Origin of the sequence: Hymenobacter lapidarius, from assembly GCF_001816145.1 — a bacterium.
Taxonomy (GTDB): domain Bacteria; phylum Bacteroidota; class Bacteroidia; order Cytophagales; family Hymenobacteraceae; genus Hymenobacter; species Hymenobacter lapidarius.
This window is the reverse complement of sequence record NZ_MDZB01000066.1, coordinates 1-19,113: the sequence shown is the minus strand read 5'-3', so window position 1 is coordinate 19,113 and position 19,113 is coordinate 1. Positions and strand designations below refer to the sequence as shown.

At 59.5% G+C, this 19,113-nt stretch carries 15 protein-coding genes and 1 pseudogene; 4 read left to right on the top strand and 12 right to left on the bottom strand.

Going from position 1 to position 19,113, the window contains the following annotated elements; translation table 11 throughout:
* Positions 1 to 19 precede the first annotated feature (19 nt).
* From trpA to BEN47_RS03045, 3 genes are all read left to right on the top strand, one after another.
* Positions 20 to 796, top strand: coding sequence for a tryptophan synthase subunit alpha (gene trpA, locus BEN47_RS03055; protein ID WP_070724978.1), 777 nt, complete (start codon positions 20 to 22; stop codon positions 794 to 796).
* Positions 797 to 877: 81 nt separating this feature from the next.
* A complete protein-coding gene (gene aroF / locus BEN47_RS03050; protein ID WP_083322061.1) occupies positions 878 to 1,882 on the top strand; it encodes a 3-deoxy-7-phosphoheptulonate synthase in 1,005 nt (334 codons plus the stop codon).
* Positions 1,883 to 2,134: 252 nt separating this feature from the next.
* On the top strand, positions 2,135 to 2,854 hold the full coding sequence (locus tag BEN47_RS03045) for a hypothetical protein (protein WP_070724975.1): 720 nt from the start codon (positions 2,135 to 2,137) through the stop codon (positions 2,852 to 2,854).
* A gap of 90 nt (positions 2,855 to 2,944) precedes the next feature.
* On the opposite strand, the gene BEN47_RS03040 is transcribed toward BEN47_RS03045, so the two are convergent.
* From BEN47_RS03040 to BEN47_RS02995, 11 genes and pseudogenes are all read right to left on the bottom strand, one after another.
* The gene (locus tag BEN47_RS03040; protein WP_070724972.1) at positions 2,945 to 3,415 is read right to left on the bottom strand and encodes an Mpo1 family 2-hydroxy fatty acid dioxygenase; all 471 of its coding nucleotides are present in this window, start codon (positions 3,413 to 3,415) and stop codon (positions 2,945 to 2,947) included.
* 130 nt (positions 3,416 to 3,545) lie between these two features.
* Entirely contained in the window at positions 3,546 to 4,418 is an 873-nt protein-coding gene (locus BEN47_RS03035) for a dienelactone hydrolase family protein (protein WP_070724969.1), read from the bottom strand.
* A gap of 497 nt (positions 4,419 to 4,915) precedes the next feature.
* Positions 4,916 to 7,496 (bottom strand): annotated as a pseudogene (locus BEN47_RS03030) (zinc-dependent metalloprotease).
* A 422-nt stretch (positions 7,497 to 7,918) separates the two neighbouring features.
* On the bottom strand, positions 7,919 to 8,065 hold the full coding sequence (locus BEN47_RS21270) for a hypothetical protein (protein WP_158010812.1): 147 nt from the start codon (positions 8,063 to 8,065) through the stop codon (positions 7,919 to 7,921).
* A gap of 47 nt (positions 8,066 to 8,112) precedes the next feature.
* Entirely contained in the window at positions 8,113 to 8,661 is a 549-nt protein-coding gene (locus tag BEN47_RS03025) for a HEAT-like fold family protein (protein ID WP_070724965.1), read from the bottom strand.
* A gap of 59 nt (positions 8,662 to 8,720) precedes the next feature.
* A complete protein-coding gene (locus BEN47_RS03020; RefSeq protein ID WP_070724959.1) occupies positions 8,721 to 10,046 on the bottom strand; it encodes an ABC1 kinase family protein in 1,326 nt (441 codons plus the stop codon).
* Between the two features lie 95 nt (positions 10,047 to 10,141).
* Positions 10,142 to 10,771: a TetR/AcrR family transcriptional regulator gene (locus BEN47_RS03015; RefSeq protein ID WP_070724956.1), complete on the bottom strand. Its 630-nt coding sequence runs from the start codon at positions 10,769 to 10,771 to the stop codon at positions 10,142 to 10,144.
* Between the two features lie 95 nt (positions 10,772 to 10,866).
* On the bottom strand, positions 10,867 to 12,195 hold the full coding sequence (locus BEN47_RS03010; RefSeq protein WP_070724953.1) for a cryptochrome/photolyase family protein: 1,329 nt from the start codon (positions 12,193 to 12,195) through the stop codon (positions 10,867 to 10,869).
* 131 nt (positions 12,196 to 12,326) lie between these two features.
* Positions 12,327 to 13,043 carry an SDR family NAD(P)-dependent oxidoreductase gene (locus tag BEN47_RS03005; RefSeq protein WP_070724950.1) on the bottom strand — a complete coding sequence of 239 codons (717 nt, stop codon included), beginning with the start codon at positions 13,041 to 13,043 and terminating at the stop codon, positions 12,327 to 12,329.
* 72 nt (positions 13,044 to 13,115) lie between these two features.
* On the bottom strand, positions 13,116 to 13,724 hold the full coding sequence (locus tag BEN47_RS03000) for a DUF6252 domain-containing protein (RefSeq protein WP_070724947.1): 609 nt from the start codon (positions 13,722 to 13,724) through the stop codon (positions 13,116 to 13,118).
* Between the two features lie 38 nt (positions 13,725 to 13,762).
* Complete coding sequence (locus BEN47_RS02995; protein ID WP_125921466.1) at positions 13,763 to 14,368, bottom strand: hypothetical protein; 606 nt, start codon at positions 14,366 to 14,368, stop codon at positions 13,763 to 13,765.
* A 162-nt stretch (positions 14,369 to 14,530) separates the two neighbouring features.
* Between BEN47_RS02995 and BEN47_RS02990 the strand changes: the two genes are divergently transcribed.
* Positions 14,531 to 17,971 (top strand): pyruvate carboxylase, encoded by a 3,441-nt coding sequence (locus BEN47_RS02990; protein ID WP_070724942.1) that lies wholly within the window; start codon positions 14,531 to 14,533, stop codon positions 17,969 to 17,971.
* An 88-nt stretch (positions 17,972 to 18,059) separates the two neighbouring features.
* Here the strand turns inward: BEN47_RS02990 and BEN47_RS02985 are convergent, their stop codons facing one another.
* Positions 18,060 to 18,884: a transporter gene (locus tag BEN47_RS02985; RefSeq protein WP_070724940.1), complete on the bottom strand. Its 825-nt coding sequence runs from the start codon at positions 18,882 to 18,884 to the stop codon at positions 18,060 to 18,062.
* Positions 18,885 to 19,113: the final 229 nt, after the last annotated feature.

Sequence of the window (19,113 nt, the reverse complement as noted above, 5' to 3'; positions counted from 1 at the left end):
CCTCTGCGGGAACTACATCATGGACCGAATAAAACACGCATTCGCGAGCAAGCAAAACCTGCTCAACATGTACTTCACGGCTGGTTTTCCCAGTCTGCACGACACGCTGCCTTTGGCCAAAGCCCTGGTTGGGGCCGGTGCCGACATCCTCGAAATTGGGATGCCGTTTTCGGACCCCCTGGCCGATGGCCCGGTCATTCAGCGCAGCAGCTCCGCCGCCCTGGCCAACGGCATGAACCTGCCGGTGCTCTTCGGCCAGCTGCAGAAGCTGCGCGCGGCCGTGCCCGAAACGCCCGTGCTGCTCATGGGCTACCTTAACCCGGTGCTGCAGTTTGGCATGGAGGCTTTCCTGAAAAAAGCGGCGGAGGTAGGCGTGGACGGCCTCATCCTGCCCGACCTGCCCCTGGATGAGTACGAGGAGATGTACCACCCGCTGTTCCAGAAATACGGGTTGAAGGCCGTTTTCCTAGTCACGCCCCAGACGTCGGAGGCCCGCATTCGTCGGCTCGATGCCTTGTCTGATGCGTTCCTGTACCTCGTTTCTGGCCCCGGTACCACGGGCGGCACCACCCTGCCCGATGTGGAAGCTCAGCGCGAATACTTCGAGCGCATCGCGGCCATGAATCTGACCACGCCCCGCCTCATTGGCTTTGGCATCGCCAACAAAACCGGTTTCGACCAGGCCTGCGAATACGCGGATGGCGCCATCATCGGCTCGGCCCTCATCCAGAGCCTGGAGGGCACGGCTGATGCCTCCGCTGCCGCTACCCGATTTGTGCAGGGCATCAAAAACTAATATTCGAAACACCTCAGAACGTCATGCTCATCTAACGTCCGCGCAGCCGAAGCATGACGTTTCCCTTATTTTAGCTTACCCGTGATAATTCAACTTGAAAATGCTGCCGTCGTCCCGGCCATATCCGAACACCTGAAGCAACAGGGCTACAAAACCACCGAAGTCACGACCCAGCACGCGCACTACCTAGTAGCCATTGGAAAGAAGGACGTGGACATTCGCACCATTGGCCAGCTGCCCGGCGTGCGTGATGTGCATTTCGTGTCCGACGACTACAAGCTGGTGAGCCGTAAATGGCGCGTGAAGCCCACCGTGCTCGACCTCGGCGGCGGCGTGACCATCGGCGAGGGCAGCCTGGCGCTGTGCGCCGGCCCGTGCAGCATCGAGAGCGAGGCCCAGATGGAGAAGGTAATGAACCACTTGACGGAAAACGGCGTGCGCCTGATGCGCGGCGGCGTGTTCAAGCCCCGCTCGTCGCCCTACTCGTTCCGCGGCCTGGGCATGGACGGCCTCAAGCTGTTCCACAGCATGGCCCGGGAGCGCGGCATCAAAATCGTGACCGAGGTGATGCAGGTGTCGCAAGTGGAGGAGATGCACGATTTCGTGGACGTATTCCAGGTGGGCGCCCGCAACACGCAGAACTTCAACCTGCTCGATGCCCTTGGCGGCGTGGACAAGCCCGTTATGATTAAGCGGGGAATTTCGGGTACTATCGAAGAGCTGCTGTCGTCGGCGGAGTACGTATTTTCGGGCGGCAACGAAAAGCTGATTTTGTGCGAACGGGGCATCCGCACGTTTGAAACGGCCAGCCGCAACACGCTGGATTTGAACGCGGTACCCATTCTGAAGGAGAAGAGTCACTTACCCGTAATCGTGGACCCGTCGCACGGCATTGGCATTCGGGAGTACGTGCCGGCCATGGCGCTGGCGGGCGTGCTGGCCGGGGCCGACGGTATTGTGTACGAAACCCACGAAACACCCGAAACCGCCGCTTCGGACGGGCAGCAGACCTTGAATTTTGACGAGTCGGCCAAGTTAATTCGCAATTTGCGCCGCGTATATGCGCTTCGCGGTCAGCTGGAATAGCGGGCTGGGCTGGTTCTGCTTATTGATTATTTAATTTCAGCAGGGACTTGTATTGTTGAAACAGGTTCTTACATTCGTCACAGTTATGCGCCACCAACACGTCAATATTACCAACCTAATGACTTGCCCCAAACAGGGGAAGCGTGGGCTGCTATTGGCGGAAAGGAAGAGCAAGGCATGATGCCACTACTTCACTAAAAACCTTCAAAAGCCCGAATCCGCCAGGATATCGGGCTTTTTTTTCGCCTACTCATGATGTTTACCAAGCTTCCTTCCGCAACTACCGCTGGCCAGGACCAGCTCATCTGGAAAGTTCTGTTTGACCGCCAGACCGCGCTGCTGCACCGGCGGGCCGCGCCGGCTTTCAGCGAGGGGCTGGCCCGCCTGGGCATGCGGCGGGAGGCCATCCCGGACATCGGCGAGCTCAGCGCTACCGTGTTCGAGAACACGGGCTGGGCGCTGGCGCCGGTGGGGCGGCCCTTCGAGCCGGGGGCGTTTTTCGAGTTGCTGGCCGAGCGGCGGTTTCCGGTTGTGACCCGCATCCGGCCGATGCACGCGTTTGACTTCAGCCCGCAGCCTGACCTGTTCCACGACTTGTTTGGGCACGTGCCCATGCTGCTCGACAAGGGCTTGGCCGACTTCCTGCACATGCTGGGGCAGGCGTATCGGGCGCAGCCGGTGGGTTCGCCGGCGCGGGAGCAGCTTTGGGCGCTGTATTTCTTCACCGCCGAGTTCGGCCTGGTGCAGCACGAAGAACAGCCGCGGCTGTACGGCGCGGGCCTGCTCTCCTCGGCCGGCGAAATCCACCACTGCGTGAACGAGAACACGCCGCGTCTCGTATTTGACCTCGCCACCGTGTTGCGCACGCCTGTGAGTGGCACGCGCTACCAAAATCAGTACTTCGTGCTCCCCGCCTGGGAGCAGCTCACCGACTGCGTGGCCGAGCTGGCGGGCCTGCTGGCCATAGCGTAAAGCAGAGCAAAAGCACCGACGGCGGCGTTGACAGTGCAATGCTTTGCGCCATGCTGTTCGAATTCAGAGCCAGACCGAAAAAGGCTGTGATTAGTAAGTCCAGCCCAGCCGGCGGTACACGAAGTGCAGCAGCCACAGCGGCCCAATGAGCAGAAACTGCAGGTCCTTGAGAAAGCTGGGCTTTTTGCCTTCCACCTTGTGGCCCCAGAACTGGCCCACCCAGGCTACGGCGAAGATGACGAGGCAAATGCCCCACAGCGGTAGCGCCGCCGTGCCGGCCACCAGCCGCAGCGCGGCGGCCATAGCCACCCACACCAGCACCATGCCCAGGGCCAGCCGCCCGCTCAGGCGCACGTAGTAGATGAGGGCTAGTACCATCACCAACGTGCCCCAGTTTAACCACGGGCTTACCCGCTCAACTACTGCGGGCACGGGTACTGCCCAGAGCAAGCCCAGCAGCGAAAACATAATGAGCGGCACACACACCCAATGCACCAGCTTGTTGGTGGGGTTTTGGTGGCTTTCGCCGTATTCGGACAGGAGGGAAGCGAGCGGGGCCATGGCGAAGTCGATGAGAAAGTGTCCTGTGGGAAGCACTTCAAATTAACGAAAAAAGCCTTTCCCATTTGGGAAAGGCTTTAAGAAATCGAGGAATTGTGACGCGGACTCACAGAGTCCAAGCTACGGGTCTCTAGGATTTTACCTTGAATTTGCCCCGCAGGTACGTAAGGGCTTTGCTGTGGGCCTGGGCCGCAAATTCCTTGTTGAACTTGGGGTTGGAGGGGTTGGCAAAGGCGTGGTCGGCATCGTAGCTCTCAATGGTCACCTTCTTGCCGGCCGCGGCCATGTCCTTTTTGAACTGGGCCACCACCTCGGGATTAATCCACCTGTCCTGGGTTGCGAAAATGCCCAACACGTCGGTATTGAGGGTTTTGAGCTTAGCCACATCTTTCTCGGGCATGCCGTAGTACATCACGCAGCCCACGGTTTGCTTGCCGCCTAGCAGGGCTTCCTGCAGGCTCCAGCCGCCGCCGAAGCACCAGCCGATGCTGGCAAACTGGGCCTTGGGGCCGGCGTATTGCTGCGCCCCTTTGAGGATGGCCACGGCGCGCTCCGATTTCACGGCGCCCATGTATTTGCCGGCTTCTTCGGGCGTGGTGGCCACTTTGCCATCGTACAGGTCCACGGCAATGACGTTGACGCCGGGCATCTCACTGGCAAACGTGGCGGCTTCCTTCTTGATGTAGTCGTTCAGGCCCCACCACTCGTGAATCACGAACAAGTACTTGTTGCTGGGCGTGGCGCTCTTGATTTCGAAGCCCCGGCCCACAGTGCCGTCCGGGGTCTTGAACTCGATGTTGCGGCCTTCGCCTTTGAACTCGAAAGGCAGGGGCGCATCGTGGCCGCCCGAAAAGTCTTTATTAGCCGCCAGCATGGCAAAGGCCTCCGTGGCCGAAGCCGACAGGTTGCCGGCCGGCTTGGCGCAGCAGCTGGCCAGTTGTTGGGCCGATGCGGAGAAGGTCAGGCTCAAAAACGCGACCCCGAGGGCAAGGAGTTTTTTCATGAAAATAGAGGGGGTTGATATCACTGAGCCAAGCCAACAGCTAACCGGGCAAAACGTCCCGGATAACGCTGCGAAGTTTTGGCGTTTCGTGCGCTGCCCGGCTGTGTAGTGCTGCCGACGTTGTAGTGCTAACCACGCTTTCAATAGCCGCGAGCAGCTCGGGGGCGACTTCCGGATAAACGGCCGCCAGACGCGTGGCCGCGCTCAGGGCATATCCGCTGACGGCCACGGGGCTCGGAAGTCGCCAGCAGCAGCCGCAGGCACAGTTCGAAGGCCGGGGCGTGCTATTCTTCGGGCACCGCCACAAACTGCAGCACCTGCACCACACTCGTCACCCATCACCATTGTTGAAAGCATACACCCAAGGACCGAATCCCCTCCTGCTTTACCACCGTCATTCATTTGCACCTGGTTTTTAATAAATAATATTAAAATAAATAAAAAGAGTTGCTCCTAAAATAAGGAGCAACTCTTTTTCGGAAAACACTTGTCTTTCCTTAACCCTTCGGATTTAGGGCTTGCTCTATCCTGTCCGAAATATCCTGCAAATGGTATTTGCTTAAGGAATCTTTTTGACTGGGTAACGAAGATTTTACGAGGGAATTAATGTTGCGTAACTCAGCTTTGGCCACTGAAATAACATCGCCTTGTTGCGCGATAGTGGCGGCCATGGCGTTTCGAGAAGATGGCGTAATCACTGGAGTAACTGGCGCGGGCTTCACCAATTCTATCAGCTTCTCAACATAAATCTTCTGCAGGTTGCGGCGGTACACATCAATGGGTTGATTATTTCTAACTTCTTTAAAAATGGAATTATTTATATCGGAAAAAAATGAAGTTATTTTGTATGCTTTGTCCCCATCAAAGGCCTCACCGGTAATTAGTTTGGACAACGTATTGTTGCTAATTAAGCGGGTGAGAATAGTTTCTTGACTACGCGACACCACCGATAAAGGATTGCCGCCAATGTCATCCAATACCGGCTTATCAATTAGCCACAAAGGTGTAGTAAATAAATTCTTGTCTAAAAAAGCCAGCGCTTCTTTTTGCGTATCTGCCGGAGTGCGTTCGTAAACCGGGCCAGATTGTTCAACCGTTTTCGGATTTTCGTAAATGCCCCCAATATTTTTGCACGTGGCCCAAATAGCGGTTGTATTGCGCAGTTAACTGCCCGTACATGGTTTCCAGATTTTGGTAGTCTTCGTTGGGCTCGCGGGTCCAGTCGGGCAGCTTGTTTAGTATGTATTGTAGGTTCTTGATGCCGTACTCGCTGGCTTTCATGGCGTTATCGCCTAAGTCTTCGTTTTGCGAGTGCGGGTCGTTCGGGTTGGTTTCGGTGCCAAACCAGTGCCGGCGGTTTTTTAGTTTTGCTACCGTTAATTTATTTAAAGTGCCTACTTCATCGGCGGCGCTTTTGGCATTCGGCAATATTTTGTAGCCCCACTCTATCGCCCACAAATCATAATCGCCGATGCGCGGGTAAATGCCTTTGGTGGTAATATTGTCTCCGGGTTGGGCTACGTAGTTGAAGCGGGCGTAATCCATGATAGAAGGTGTATGCCCGTTGGCTTCCACCCACTTTTTATCCCGCAGCTTTTCTACGGGTACCGTGGAGCTAGAGCCGTAGTTATGCCGCAACCCAATGGTGTGGCCCACCTCGTGTGACGAAACAAACCGGATTAAATCGCCCATTAGTTCGTCGCTGAATTCCATTTTCCGGGCCCGCGGGTCAACCGCCGAAGCCTGAATCATGTACCAGTCGTGCACTAGTTTCATTACGTTGTGGTACCAGTTTATGTGGCTTTCCATTATTTCGCCGCTGCGGGGGTCCGAGATACTGGGGCCGCTGGCATTGGAAATTTCTGAAGGTTTGTACACAATCGCCGAGTGCCGGGCATCGTCGATACTCCAATTGGGGTCTTCTTTCGCGGTGGGGGCCACTTTACCGATAATGGCGTTTTTAAAACCGGCTTTTTCGAATGCTTTCTGCCAGTCGTTTACACCTGCTATCAGGTAAGGCACCCATTTTTTGGGCGTAGCCGGGTCGATATAAAATACGATTGGCTCGCGCGGTTCAACCAATTCTCCTCTATTGTAACGGGCCACATCCTGGGGCTTGGGCTCCAGACGCCAGCGTTTCACCATCTGTATCTCCTTTACGCCTTGTGGGTTGGTATCAAAATCGGTATAACCCACGGTAAAATAACCCACCCTCGGGTCGAAGTAGCGGGGCTGCATGGGCTTTTTTGGCAACACCACCAGCGAGGTGTTCACTTCAATGGTAGACGAACCAGTCAAATTCTTGCCTCCGCTCCCCGCCGCCGGCGTTCCGGGGCTGCCCGAGGCCGGGGTAGGGGCCGGGGTAAGGGCGTAGGTTTTGACCGTGGTTACTTCGACGTTGGTTGGGAAACTGCGTACATTTTCGATATAACTCCGGTCGCCAATAAAATCACCCAGCCGGATGCGGGATTTTGCGGCCGCCGAACTGAAGGAGAATATTTCGTTTTCACCGTTAATGTAATCGGTGATGTCAATTACGCTGCCTTTCTTGTTGGGGGTGTAAGCGGCAATATTAAATGCTGCTACAATAGCCTGAATATTAGAGCGCTGCACAGCCTGGTACATGGCCTTGGTGCTATCGGGGCTGTAGGTGCTAAACGATATCTTGCGCAGAAAAACGCGGTCATTCGGCCCTTTCACGAATTGAATCACCGAGCTGCCAATCTGGTCGCCGGCGTAACCGGCGGCAGCCCGCACTTCGGAACCGGCTTTCGAAATCCGGTTAACCACCAGTATTTCCCGGCCCATTACCGAATCGGCCATCTCGAAAAAATACTTATCGTCGACTTTATGAACTTTAAAAAAGCCGGATTTGGTAATTGCTTTGTCGGTAATTACCGTTTTGTAGGGTTTGGGCTGAGATTTTTTGGTGGCATTGCCCTGCAGACCAGCGGCACCCGCCACTTTTTTTACCGAATCGGCAACGGTAGGAATCGGTCCTGGCGTTGGACTGGTTTGGCTATAAGCTAGGCTGCTAAGGGTGGTAAACAGACCTATTAGTAGTAACTCCTTCTTCATGTGAATCTACTGGGTTGTGTTTATTTGATGATTTTTAGTTAACAAACCGACGGCAGGAAAAACTATAGGTGTATTTTTTATTCTTTCCTGAGCAGGTTTATCATCCTGCAAATTAACTTATTCAAAGGTCTAAACAACCTATAACTTTAGGCGGTGGTTAAGTAGGAGGCGATTCGAACCTTGAGTGCGTACTTCCGAGAAAGGCAACGCTTGGCAAGTATGGTTGCACGGCGGTGCGCAAGCACGGCAGCCGTACCGGCCAGCCCGAGTACCGGTGGACGGCCCGCCGCCATTGGCCCCTGTTGGTTCGGGCTGGCCTTGGCCAAGCCGTCGCTCGGGGGGTGATGCTCTTGCTCGAGCGCGTCTGCCAACGCGCCACTAGGCGCTTAACTGGCGTCTCGCGCCCGGCCACCGGCAAGCTGTTAAAAAAGCGACGGCCCTGTCCCAGTTACCGACCAACCTAAGACGGGCGCGAGTGCTTGATTCGCTTTCAACTCGTTATCTGCAAGCCCGTTAGTCAGGTTAAAACTACTATCACGCCCTATTTTACCACCACCGATTTTTTTCATAAAAATGGAGGGAAACGTATAAGCATATAGCTGAGCCAAGCCAACAGCTAACCGGGCAAAACGTCCCGGATAACGCTACGAAGTTTTGGCATTTCGCGCGCTGCCCGGCTGTGTAGTGCTGCCGAAGTTGCAGTGCTAAGTACGCTTTCAATGGCCGCCAGCAATTCGGTGGCCAGCTCCGGATAGGCGCCCGCCAAGCGCGTGGCTGCGCTCAAGGCATATCCTCTGATGGCCACGAGCTCTGTGGGTGCCACTAGAAGCCCCAGGCACAGGTCGTAGGTCAGGGCCTGCCATTCTTCGGGCACCGCCACAAACTGCAGCACCCGCACCACGCTGCGCCGCACGGCCGGGTGCTGCTCTGTCTGGTCGGGCTGGGCAGCTGCCAGCAGCCCGGCCAGGTGCGGTACCAGCCACGCTGGCCGCTGCTGCCCGGCCATGCCCAGCACATCGGCTGCAAGCTGCCGCTCCCGTGGGGTACCGTACCAAAACACCCGGAGCAGCTCAGCGAAATACTTGGGGTGCGCGCAGGCGTATTCGGTCAGGCGCCGGGTCTGCCGCGCCGAGTGCTCCCGCAGTAGTTCCGCCCGTAGGTTCATGGCCGCGAAGGTAGCAGCGCCCGGGCCGCAGGGGTTGGCACCCTGCTTCTGCCCATGAGTTACTGCGGTACTACGACCTCGACAGGTGCGTTGGTTGCTATCACCGCTCCCAGTTCGGTGAGCAGCGCAAAAAGGCCTACGTACGTGCGGTTGAGGTATATGAAGTGGGCCGAGCCGCGGGGTTCGCGCTGCTTTTTGAGCTCCGGGTCGGCCATTAGGTCGTCGCCGAGAGCGTAGAGGCTTTGCACGTAAGCGGGGTCTCCGAAGTCGAAAGTGGCTTGCCGGAAGGGCCGGCCCACCAGCTCCAGCGACACGCGCAGGGTGCGTAGGTAGAGGGCTCGCAACGCGGCCGGGTCGGTGGGACGCAGCACGCCGGCCTCGGCCAGGAGGTTTTCCAGAATGCTTTCGTCGGCGAAGGTTTCTGGCGCCAGCAGGGCCGTAAACAGGGTGTACACGTCCACAGGCACTTCCTTCACGCACCCGAAATCGAGCACGCCCACGGTGCCACCGTTGTCCGTGCTCAGCAGGAAGTTGCCGGGGTGCGGGTCGGCGTGCACCTGGTGCAGGGCGTTGAGTTGAAACTGGTAAAAATCCCACAGCGTCTGGCCCAGCTGGTTGCGCACTTCCTGGCTGGGCTCGGTGGCCAGAAACTCCTTCATGTGCTGGCCCGGCAGCCAGTCCATCGTCAGGATGCGGGCCCGGGACAGCTCGGGATAGTAGGCCGGGAACTGCAGGTGCGGCAGGTGCGCGCAGCTAGCGGCCATTTCCTGGCCCCGCCGCAGCTCCAGGGCGTAATCGGTTTCTTCCAGCAGGCGCGCTTCCACTTCTTCCAGATAGGGCCGTACCTGGCTTTCGTTCAGGCCCATTACGCGCAAGGCAATGGGCTTCACCAGATTGATGTCGGATTTGATGCTTGCCGCCACGCCCGGGTACTGCACCTTCACGGCCAGCTGGCGCCCGTCTTTGAGCGCGCGGTGCACCTGGCCGATGCTGGCAGCCTGCCGCGCTTCGGGCTCAAACTCATCAAACAGCGTGTACGGCGACTGCCCGAAGGCATCCCGGAAGGCCTTCACCACCAGCGGGCCGGAGAGGGGCGGGGTCTGGTACTGAGCTTTGGCAAACTGGTCGGCGTAGGCGGTGGGGAGGAGGTTCTTCTCCATCGCCATCATCTGCGCTACTTTCAGCACCGAGCCCTTCATTTCACTCAGGGCGCCGTACAGTTCGGCCGCGTTGGCGGCGTGCAGGTCTTCGGTAGTGGATTCGGCGCCTACGGCCCGCTTGGCGTAGTGCTTCACGTAGTTAGCGCCCACGCTCAGGCCGGTTTTGGCAAAGCGCGCGGCCCGGGCCACCTTGGTAGTGGGCAGGGAGGTTTGGGGTTCGTCCATTAAATCAGTGAACAGTTAGCAGTGAGCAATGAACAGTTGTTCAGGATTTCATTGAACGTCACGGTTCATTGCTCACTGCTAACTGTTCACTGAAATTATCGGCGCACCAGGAAGCGCACGAAGTCAAAGGCTGAATCCAAGGTGTTGCGGCCCACCAAGTCGAAGCTCAGCGTCACGGCTTTTTCCACGGCGGCGTCGGTGCGCTCAAAGTTCACGGTGTCGTCTTTGGCAAAGAAGCCGAGCACGAACAATGCCTGCTGCCAGAAAAAGCGGGGGTAGCCCTCCTGCACCAGCGGGCGGTTGGCAATTTCGCCGCTCACGCGGCCCGCGGCCAGCAGGTCGCTCACGAATATTTCGAAGTCCTGCCGGAAATCGTCGAGCACCCGGGGCGTGAGACCCGGCATTTTCTTGAGTGAGCGGCGCAGGCTCATGAGGGCGTAGGAGCGGTTCTGCTTCAGGATTTCGAGCATGGTGTAGTAGAACGCCAGCAGCTTCTCGCGGCTGCTGTAGCCCTCCCACACGGGCTCGGCGGCGGCGGCGGTGCGGGCGCGGTGGCCAAAGTCGGCCCATATTTCCCGGTCAATAGCCTCAAAATTGGGGTAGTGCGCGTAGAATTCCTGCTCGGCAATGCCCAGCTGCTGCGTGAGCTTGAAAACCGATTGCGGCGGGTGGCCTTCGTTGAGCACGAAGTCGAGATAAGCTTGTTTGATGCGGTTCTTTTCCATGGCAGTATAACCGGTGTAGTTGGGCAGTGGTTCAGGGTTTGTGGTGGGGTGCTAGCCGGCAGGGACGCTGAAAGTCCGCGCCCGGTACAGCTACCCTACGAGGTAGCGGCGATGCGGGCGGCACGAATGGCTTCTACGGCGCGGTCCCGCGCAAACTTGTGGTCCACGATGGGGGTGGGGTAGGCGCGGGTGCCCACCTCCGGCACCCAGCGCTTCACGTATTTCATGTCGGGGTCAACTTGCGCCAGCTGGCTTTCCGGGCTGTACACCCGGAACCAGGGGGCCGAAATGGCGCCGGTGCCGGCCATCCACTGCCAGTTGCCCACGTTATTGGCCAGCTCGTAATCCAGCAGCTTGTCGGCAAAATACTTCTCGCCCCAGCGCCAATCGATAAACAAATGCTTCACCAGAAAGCCCGCCACGGTCATGCGCACGCGGTTGGGCAGGTAGCCGGTGGCGTTGAGCTCACGCATGCCGGCATCTACCAGCGGGTAGCCGGTGCGGCCCTCGCACCACGCCTGGAACTCGTCCTCGTTGTTGCGGTACGGCACGGCCCGCATCTTGGGGTCGTAGGCTTCCGTGGCGGTGCCGGGGTAGTGCCAGAGCAGCATCATGAAGAAGTCGCGCCAGATAATTTCGGCCAGCAGCTTGGGGTTGAGGGCCTTGGCCTGTCGCATTACCTGCCGCACGTTGAGGGTGCCAAAGCGCAGCTGCACCGAAATGCGGGTGGTGCCGTTTTGCAGGGCAGGGGTGTTGCGGGTGGCGTGGTAGTTGCGCACCACCTCCTGCGCGGGCAGGTCGGCGGTGGGCACAAACTGCTCCAGGCGCTCAAATCCCATGCTTTCCAGGGTGGGACGGGCGGCGGCCTGGCCGTCCGGAACGCGGTGCAGGTTGGCAGCGGTGAAGGCCTCCGCCGAGCCATAGGGCAGGAGCAGGTCGTCGGTCAGCTTGGCCAGAAAGCTCTTGTGGTACGCCCCGAATACCTTGGGCACCGTGCCCGATTTAGTAAGGATTTCGTCTTTGGCAAAAATCACCTGGTCTTTATACAGGAAAAAATCTACCCCGTGCCCGGCCAACAACTGGCCCAAGGCGGCATCGCGCTGGGTGGCGTAAGGCTCGTAGTCCTCGTTGGTGTGCACGGCGGCCACGTCAAACTCTTTCAGCAGTGCTTCCAGCACCTCAAGCGGCTTGCCGTAGCGCGCCAGGAAGGTACCGCCCGCCGCCGCCGTAGCCGCCGAAAGGCGTTCCACTTCGTCGAAAATATAGGTCAGTCGGGCATCGGCCTTGTTCGGCAGATAGTCAAGGATATCGGAGTCGTAGATAAAGAGGGGCAGTACCGGCAGGCCACTGGCCAGGGCGGCCGCCAGGCCGGCGTTGTCGTGCAGCCGCAAGTCGCGGCGGTGCCAGAAGATGCAGATTTTCATCCTTAGTTGTCAGTTGCTGATTGTCCGTTACCAGTACCCCTGCCAGCTTGTTAGGGTTGCGGAAGGAAAGACCAAGGTCTTCGCCGTCAGTGACTAAAAACCGACAACCAGCAACCGACAACTGGAGGGGCTTACTTCAAGACGCCCATGCCGCCGTCCACGGCTATAACCTGGCCGGTCACAAACGAGCTGTGGTCCGAGAGCAGGAACGACGCGGTGTAGGCCAAATCCTGAGGCTGGCCGATGCGCTGCAACGGGTGGCGCTTGGCGCCGGCCTCGGCCTTCTCGGGCGAGTTGAGCAACGCGGCTGCCAGGGGCGTGTTAGTGAGCGAGGGCGCAATGCAGTTCACGCGCACGCCGCTAGCAGCATACTCGGCGGCCAGGGAGCGGGTCAGGCCCTCAATGGCGGCCTTGGCGGTGGCTATGCTGGTATGGAAGCTCATGCCCGTGTCGGCCGCTACGGTGCTGAAGAGCACCACCGAGGCCGTGCCTTCGGCTTTTTTCAGGCGCTTGATGGTGGCTTGCAGCACGCGCACGGCGCCCAGCACGTTCAGGTCGAAATCAGCCTGGAAATCTTCGCTGGGAATGCGCTCGAACGGCCGCAGCTTGATGCTGCCGGGGAAGTAGGCCACGCCGTGCAGCACCTCGGGCAGGCCATCGAAGGCAGTGCCCACGGGCTGCGTGGCGTCGTAGGTGATGTGCGTGGTGCCCAGGACCTCCAGCTCCGGCGAGAGGTGCCGCGAGGCGGTAAACAGGTTTACCTCAAGCTTGCTGAGCAGCTGCGCCGTGGCCAGGCCAATGCCCGAAGACGCGCCAATGAGGAGGATGTTTTTGTCGGTGAAATCCATGCGGAAGAAGCTTAGCGGGAAGAATGCTTTGCTAACCCCAACTCCGTTCGCTTGTTTTAAAAGGGGATGGCCCTATTGGTCAAGAATCAAATCGAAGCGCCCTTCGGTGAGGGCCACCGCCTGGCCCGTAGCCGGGGCCGTGGCCGTGAACGCAAACGTGCCCCGCAGCTGCCGGGTGGTCGCATTCCATTCCGTAACCACGACCCGGGCGGCGGCGGTACCGGCCGGGTAGTAGGTCTGCGCAGCGGCCGGCGCCTGCTGATTATTGGGATAGGGTGACGCCTGATAAAAGCTGCCGGGGAGCGCAACAGTATAGGTGCCCACGCCTTGAAAAGCCAGTAATTCCAGTTGCAGCTCGTGCTGCTGTTGGCCCACCACGGCTTCGTTCTGGCTGTCTCTGGCCCGGATAACTACCGCGGTGCCAGCGTAGAGCCGGCCCACTACCGGCCGGGTACCGCCAATGGTGGAAATAAGGATGGTGCCCAGACTGGTATCGTTGTGGGCCACCACGGGCAGGCCGTCGGCGCGGTACACCAGCGTGTTGCCGTCGCTCACTCTGCCGGTGGGCAGCTCCGGCTCTACTTCGGCCGTGGTGAGCGTGCAACCCGCCCCGGCAGTGAGTGCCAGGGCCAGTAAAAACCAGCCGGATACGATGCGAAAACGGGCGTAATGTGCGGGCATTGAACGGAATAAAAAGTAATGATGAAACAACATGGGCGCTACCGGGCCGGCGCGGGTCGACGGCTGAACTGGCCGCCCCAAAGCGTGACCAGCAGGCAAAACACCGATTGCTCCGGGTTGAGATTCGCCTGGAAGCTTATCCCCACGTTCAGGTCGGGGTTGGGGGCGGGGCACACAAACCCGACTTCCAGCGGCAGGCCAATGGCTTGGTAGCGGCGGTAGGCGTAATAATAGGTATCGTTGCTGATAGCGGCGTTGCCGCGAAGCGTGTAGCGGTAGTCGCCCAGCTGCCGGCCCGCCACGTAGCCCACGCCGGCCCCCGCATACACCAGCGCGCTGCGCACCGGCACGCTGTAGCCAGCCAGCGCCGCTACTTCGGTTTGCCGCGAGCGGGTGTTGAATCGCCGAAACAGGCCGCTGGAGCCGGGCCCCGAGTCCGGACGCCACCATTTGTAGCGGGTGCGCCCCAGCACCACAAAACGATTGGCAAAGTAACCGGCATGGATTTCCACCCCGTTCCCAACGCCTAGGCCGCCGCTCCAACTACCCGTAAGGGTTGGGGCCGAAGGGGCAGGGGAAACGGGCTGCGCCAGTGCGACCTGGCTGATAAACAGTGCAATGGGTAGAAAGCAATGGCGCTTCATGCGGGTAGAATTAAAGTAGCGTAGCGAGGTTCAAATATAGGGAGCATTGTAATCCGCAAGCGCTTAAAGCTCCTGGCAGCGGGCTGCAAACGATTGGGGAAGGCATTTGCCGCAGCCTTTGGCGTAGTTTCGCCGTATGCGCGCCTATCCCACCTGCAGTATATGAAAATCACGAAACTCCTGGTCGCCAACCGCGGCGAAATTGCCATTCGGGTAATGCGCGCCGCCACCGAGCTCAACATCCCCACCGTCGCCGTCTACACCTACGAGGACCGGTACTCGCTGCACCGCTACAAGGCCGACGAGGCCTACCAGATTGGCCGCGACGACGAGCCCCTCAAGCCCTACCTAGACATTGAAGTCCTGCTGCGGGTAGCCAAGGAGAACGGCGTTAATGCCATTCACCCCGGTTACGGCTTCCTGAGCGAAAACGCCACGCTCTCGCGCCGCTGCGCCGAGGAAGGTATCGTGTTCGTCGGCCCGCGCCCGGAAGTAATGGAAGCCCTCGGCGACAAGGTGCGCGCCAAGGAAGTGGCCCAGCGCTGCCAGGTGCCCCAGATTGAGAGCAGCGAGGCCGAGCTGGTGGACTTCGAGACCGCCCAAGCCGAAGCCCACCGCATTGGCTACCCCGTGATGCTGAAGGCGGCCAGCGGCGGCGGCGGCCGCGGCATGCGCATCATCCGCGACGACGAGCAGATGGAAAAGGGCTTTTTTGAGGCCCGCAACGAGGCCCTGAATGCCTTCGGCGACGACACCGTGTTTCTGGAGAAGTACGTGGAGCGACCCAAGCACATCGAAGTGCAACTCGTGGGCGACCAGCACGGCAACCTCGTGCACCTGTATGAGCGCGACTGCTCGGTGCAGCGCCGCTTCCAGAAGGTGGTGGAAGTGGCCCCGGCCATGAACCTGCCCGACCACCAGCGCCACCTCCTGTATGAATACGCCCTGCGCATTGGCCGGGCCGTGGGCTACGACAACGTGGGCACCGTGGAATTCCTCGTCAACCCGGAGAAGGACCGGATTTACTTCATCGAAGTGAATCCCCGCATTCAGGTGGAGCACACCGTGACGGAGATGATTACAGGCATCGACCTGATTAAAACCCAGATTTTTATCGCCGCCGGCTTCAAGCTCAGCGACCCCGAAATTGGCCTGGGACCCGATGTGAAGCCCATGCGGACAGGCTTTGCCGTGCAGTGCCGCGTGACCACCGAAAATCCCGCAAACGACTTCAAGCCCGACTACGGTACCATTGTGGCCTACCGGGCGGCCGGCGGCTTCGGCATTCGGCTCGATGAAGGCTCGGTGTACCAGGGCGTGGTAGTGTCACCGTTCTTCGACTCGATGCTGGTGAAGATTTCGGCCCACGCGCCCACGCTGCACGGCGCGGCCCAGAAAATGCTGCGGGCCCTAGACGAGTTCCGGGTGCGCGGCGTGCAAACCAACATCCAGTTCCTCAAGAATATCATCGGCCACGAGGATTTTCAGCAGGGCCAGGTCAACGTGGATTTCATCAAGGACCACGCCGACCTGTTCAAGTTCGACGCCCGGCAGGACCGCGCCACGCGCCTGCTCGGCTTTGTGGGCGACGTGGTGGTGAACGGCAACCCCGACGTGAAAAACCTGCTCGACCCGCGCCATAACCCGCGCCGGCCGCACCTGCCGCAGTCCGACCACGCCGCCCCCGCGCCCGGTACCAAGCAGAAGCTGCACGAACTGGGCCCTGAAGGCTTCTCGAAGTGGCTGCGCGACGAGCCGCTCATTCATTACACCGACACCACCCTGCGCGATGCCCACCAGAGCCTGCTGGCCACCCGCATGCGCACCTGGGACATGCTGAAAGTGGCGGGCGCCTACGCCCAGCAGCACCCCCAAACCTTCAGTCTGGAGGTGTGGGGCGGCGCCACCTTCGACGTGGCCCTGCGCTTCCTGCACGAAGACCCCTGGGAGCGCCTGGCCCGCCTGCGCGCCGCCGTGCCCAATATCCTGCTGCAAATGCTCATCCGCGGGGCCAACGGCGTGGGCTACAAGGCCTATCCGGATAACCTCACCGAGCGGTTTGTGCAGCAGGCCGCCGAAACCGGCGTGGACGTGTTCCGCATCTTCGACTCGCTGAACTGGCTCAAGGGCATGGAGGCCTGCATCGGCTTCGTGCGCAACAAAACCGACCGGCTGGCCGAGGCCTGCATCTGCTACACCGGTGACATTCTGGACCCCAGCCGCACCAAGTACACGCTCGACTACTACCTGAAGCTGGCCAAGCAGCTGGAGGATGCCGGCGCCCACATCCTGTGTATCAAGGATATGGCTGGTCTGCTGAAGCCCTACGCCGCCACCGAGCTCATTGCCGGCCTGCGCGACACCGTGAAGCTGCCCATCCACCTGCACACCCACGACACGTCCTCGCTGCAGACCGCCACCTATATGAAAGCCGTCGAAGCTGGCGTCAATGTCATCGACGTGGCGCTGGGCTCGCTCTCCGGCCTCACTTCCCAGCCCAACTTCAACTCCGTGGTGGAAATGCTGCGCCACACGCCGCGCCACCGCGAGTTTAACCAGCAGTCGCTCAACGAATTCAGCAACTACTGGGAAGCGGTGCGGGAGATGTACTACCCATTCGAGTCGGGCCTGAAAGCGGGCACCTCGGAAGTATTCCAACACGAGATACCGGGCGGGCAGTACTCCAACCTGCGCCCGCAGGCCTCGTCGCTGGGCCTGCTTGACAAATTTGAGGAAGTGAAGCAGCGCTTTGCCGACGTGAACGACATGTTCGGCGACATCGTGAAGGTGACGCCCAGCAGCAAAGTGGTAGGCGATATGGCCCTGTTTATGGTGTCGAACAGCCTGACGCCCGCCGATGTGATGGAAAAGGGCGAAACCCTGAGCTTCCCCGAATCCGTGCGCGACCTGTTCCGCGGCGATATTGGCCAGCCCGAAGGTGGCTGGCCGGCCGAGTTGCAGAAGCTCATTCTCAAGAACGAAGCGCCGTTTACGGACCGCCCCAACGAGCACCTCAAGCCCATCAACTTCAACAAGGAGTGGAAGGCGTTTCAGGAGAAATTTCCGGGCGCCAAATTCACGGATATGCTGTCCTCGCTGCTGTATCCCAAGGTGTTTGAGGAATACTGGGCGCACCGCCTGCAGTTTGGCGACGTGAGCAAGGTACCCACTTCAGTGTTCTTCTACGGCCTCCAGCCAGGCGAAGAAACCATCATCGAAATAGCCCGTGGCAAGTCGGTCATCGTGCGTCTGGAGTCGGTGGGCACGCTGAACGAAGATGGCTACCGCACCATCTTTTTCACCCTCAACGGCCAGACCCGCAACCTGCAGGTCCGCGACCACGCCGTGGCCGTCACCAAAATCAGCAACGCCAAGGCCGACAAGACCAACCCGCTGCAAGTGGGCGCCCCGCTCCAGGGCATGCTCAGCAAGATACTGGTGAAGCCGGGGCAGGCCGTTGCCAAAAACACCCCGCTGTTCGTCATCGAAGCCATGAAAATGGAAACCACCATCACCGCCCCGCAGGACGTGACGGTGGCCTCCATTGCCTTGGGGGAAGGCAGCCGCGTGCAGGCCGACGACCTGGTGATTACGCTGGGATAAAGACGAGGTGAGGGAAAATGAAGCATTTGGCTACCATGTTGGCGGCCTGCTTTATTTCCCCTCCTCTTGCCTTTTTCAATGAAAAATGCTATTTGCCCATTTTCACCACCAAGCCAGCGCCCACCGTGGACGTGCCACTGGCGGGGCCGCCCAGCACGCGCCCCGCGTTCACATCGAGCCGCACCTGCGGCACCGGGCGCCAGTAAAGGCCCGCCGTAGTACCCGTGGTGAGGGAAGAGCGCCCCGCGCCGTAGCCTTCCACAAAAAAGCCGGTTTTGCTGGTGAGCGGTCCGTTCAGGGCCAGCGTACCCAGGAATTGCCCCTTCTCGATGTCGGCAACTTTCAGGCCGGGCTGGCTGAAACCAAAGTTTGCTTCCAGGCCGTAGCGCTGACCCAGCTGCTCGCTGATGAGCAGGCGGGCGCTAGGGGCCAGGCTATTGGTGGCCAACGCCCTGTTGCCGGTATTGGGCATGGCCGACTCTACTAGGATGGCCACCTGCGTGCGGGTGTCAAAGTTGGGCGAAACCATGAACTTGGCTCCCAGCACCACCGGAGCCCACCCCGCGGCCGACTCAGTTTGGCCAGATTCGGGGTTGGTGCGGGTGTAGCGGTTGAAATAAGGCTGGCTCACGCGCAGCTCCATGCTATTGAAAAACCCCACGCGCAGGGTTGCGCCAGTGCTCAGCATGGATTGCCCGGCATTGGGGGCTGTGCGTTGCGTGCCCGCTTCGAGCTGGAAGCGGCCGGCCCGCAGCACCTGGGCCGATACGGTTTGCCCGGGCCGGTCGGCGCGAATGTTTCGCACGAAAGGAGCGTCAACGTTGGGGTTGTTTTCTTCCGGCGTGTTCTGAGCCAGGGTGAGGCCGGGGCCGCCCAGAAGGGCAGCGGCGGCCAGCAGAGTGGTCTTTCGCATGCCCAAAAGACCCGGCGCACTACGGCATAGTTCATCATTAGTTGGATTATCGCGAATAATCTTGGATTTATTTTATAATGAAGCCGCATAGTACTGCATTATGCCAACAAAGCGCACAGTCACTACAACTTAGAGCGGTTCCCAGGTTACTGTACATGATACCCGCAATGGTCAAACCAATTTTTAGCATCTTGGTGACTTATCCACTCGCTTGCGGTACGGATGGTGG

Coding starts and splice junctions, on each gene's coding strand:
- trpA (WP_070724978.1), top strand. CDS start 20: ATGGACCGAATAAAACACGCATTCGCGAGCAAGCAAAACCTGCTCAAC.
- BEN47_RS03045 (WP_070724975.1), top strand. CDS start 2,135: ATGATGTTTACCAAGCTTCCTTCCGCAACTACCGCTGGCCAGGACCAG.
- BEN47_RS03040 (WP_070724972.1), bottom strand. CDS start 3,415: ATGGCCCCGCTCGCTTCCCTCCTGTCCGAATACGGCGAAAGCCACCAA.
- BEN47_RS03035 (WP_070724969.1), bottom strand. CDS start 4,418: ATGAAAAAACTCCTTGCCCTCGGGGTCGCGTTTTTGAGCCTGACCTTC.
- BEN47_RS21270 (WP_158010812.1), bottom strand. CDS start 8,065: ATGAAAAAAATCGGTGGTGGTAAAATAGGGCGTGATAGTAGTTTTAAC.
- BEN47_RS03025 (WP_070724965.1), bottom strand. CDS start 8,661: ATGAACCTACGGGCGGAACTACTGCGGGAGCACTCGGCGCGGCAGACC.
- BEN47_RS03020 (WP_070724959.1), bottom strand. CDS start 10,046: ATGGACGAACCCCAAACCTCCCTGCCCACTACCAAGGTGGCCCGGGCC.
- BEN47_RS03015 (WP_070724956.1), bottom strand. CDS start 10,771: ATGGAAAAGAACCGCATCAAACAAGCTTATCTCGACTTCGTGCTCAAC.
- BEN47_RS03010 (WP_070724953.1), bottom strand. CDS start 12,195: ATGAAAATCTGCATCTTCTGGCACCGCCGCGACTTGCGGCTGCACGAC.
- BEN47_RS03005 (WP_070724950.1), bottom strand. CDS start 13,043: ATGGATTTCACCGACAAAAACATCCTCCTCATTGGCGCGTCTTCGGGC.
- BEN47_RS03000 (WP_070724947.1), bottom strand. CDS start 13,724: ATGCCCGCACATTACGCCCGTTTTCGCATCGTATCCGGCTGGTTTTTA.
- BEN47_RS02995 (WP_125921466.1), bottom strand. CDS start 14,368: ATGAAGCGCCATTGCTTTCTACCCATTGCACTGTTTATCAGCCAGGTC.
- BEN47_RS02990 (WP_070724942.1), top strand. CDS start 14,531: ATGAAAATCACGAAACTCCTGGTCGCCAACCGCGGCGAAATTGCCATT.
- BEN47_RS02985 (WP_070724940.1), bottom strand. CDS start 18,884: ATGCGAAAGACCACTCTGCTGGCCGCCGCTGCCCTTCTGGGCGGCCCC.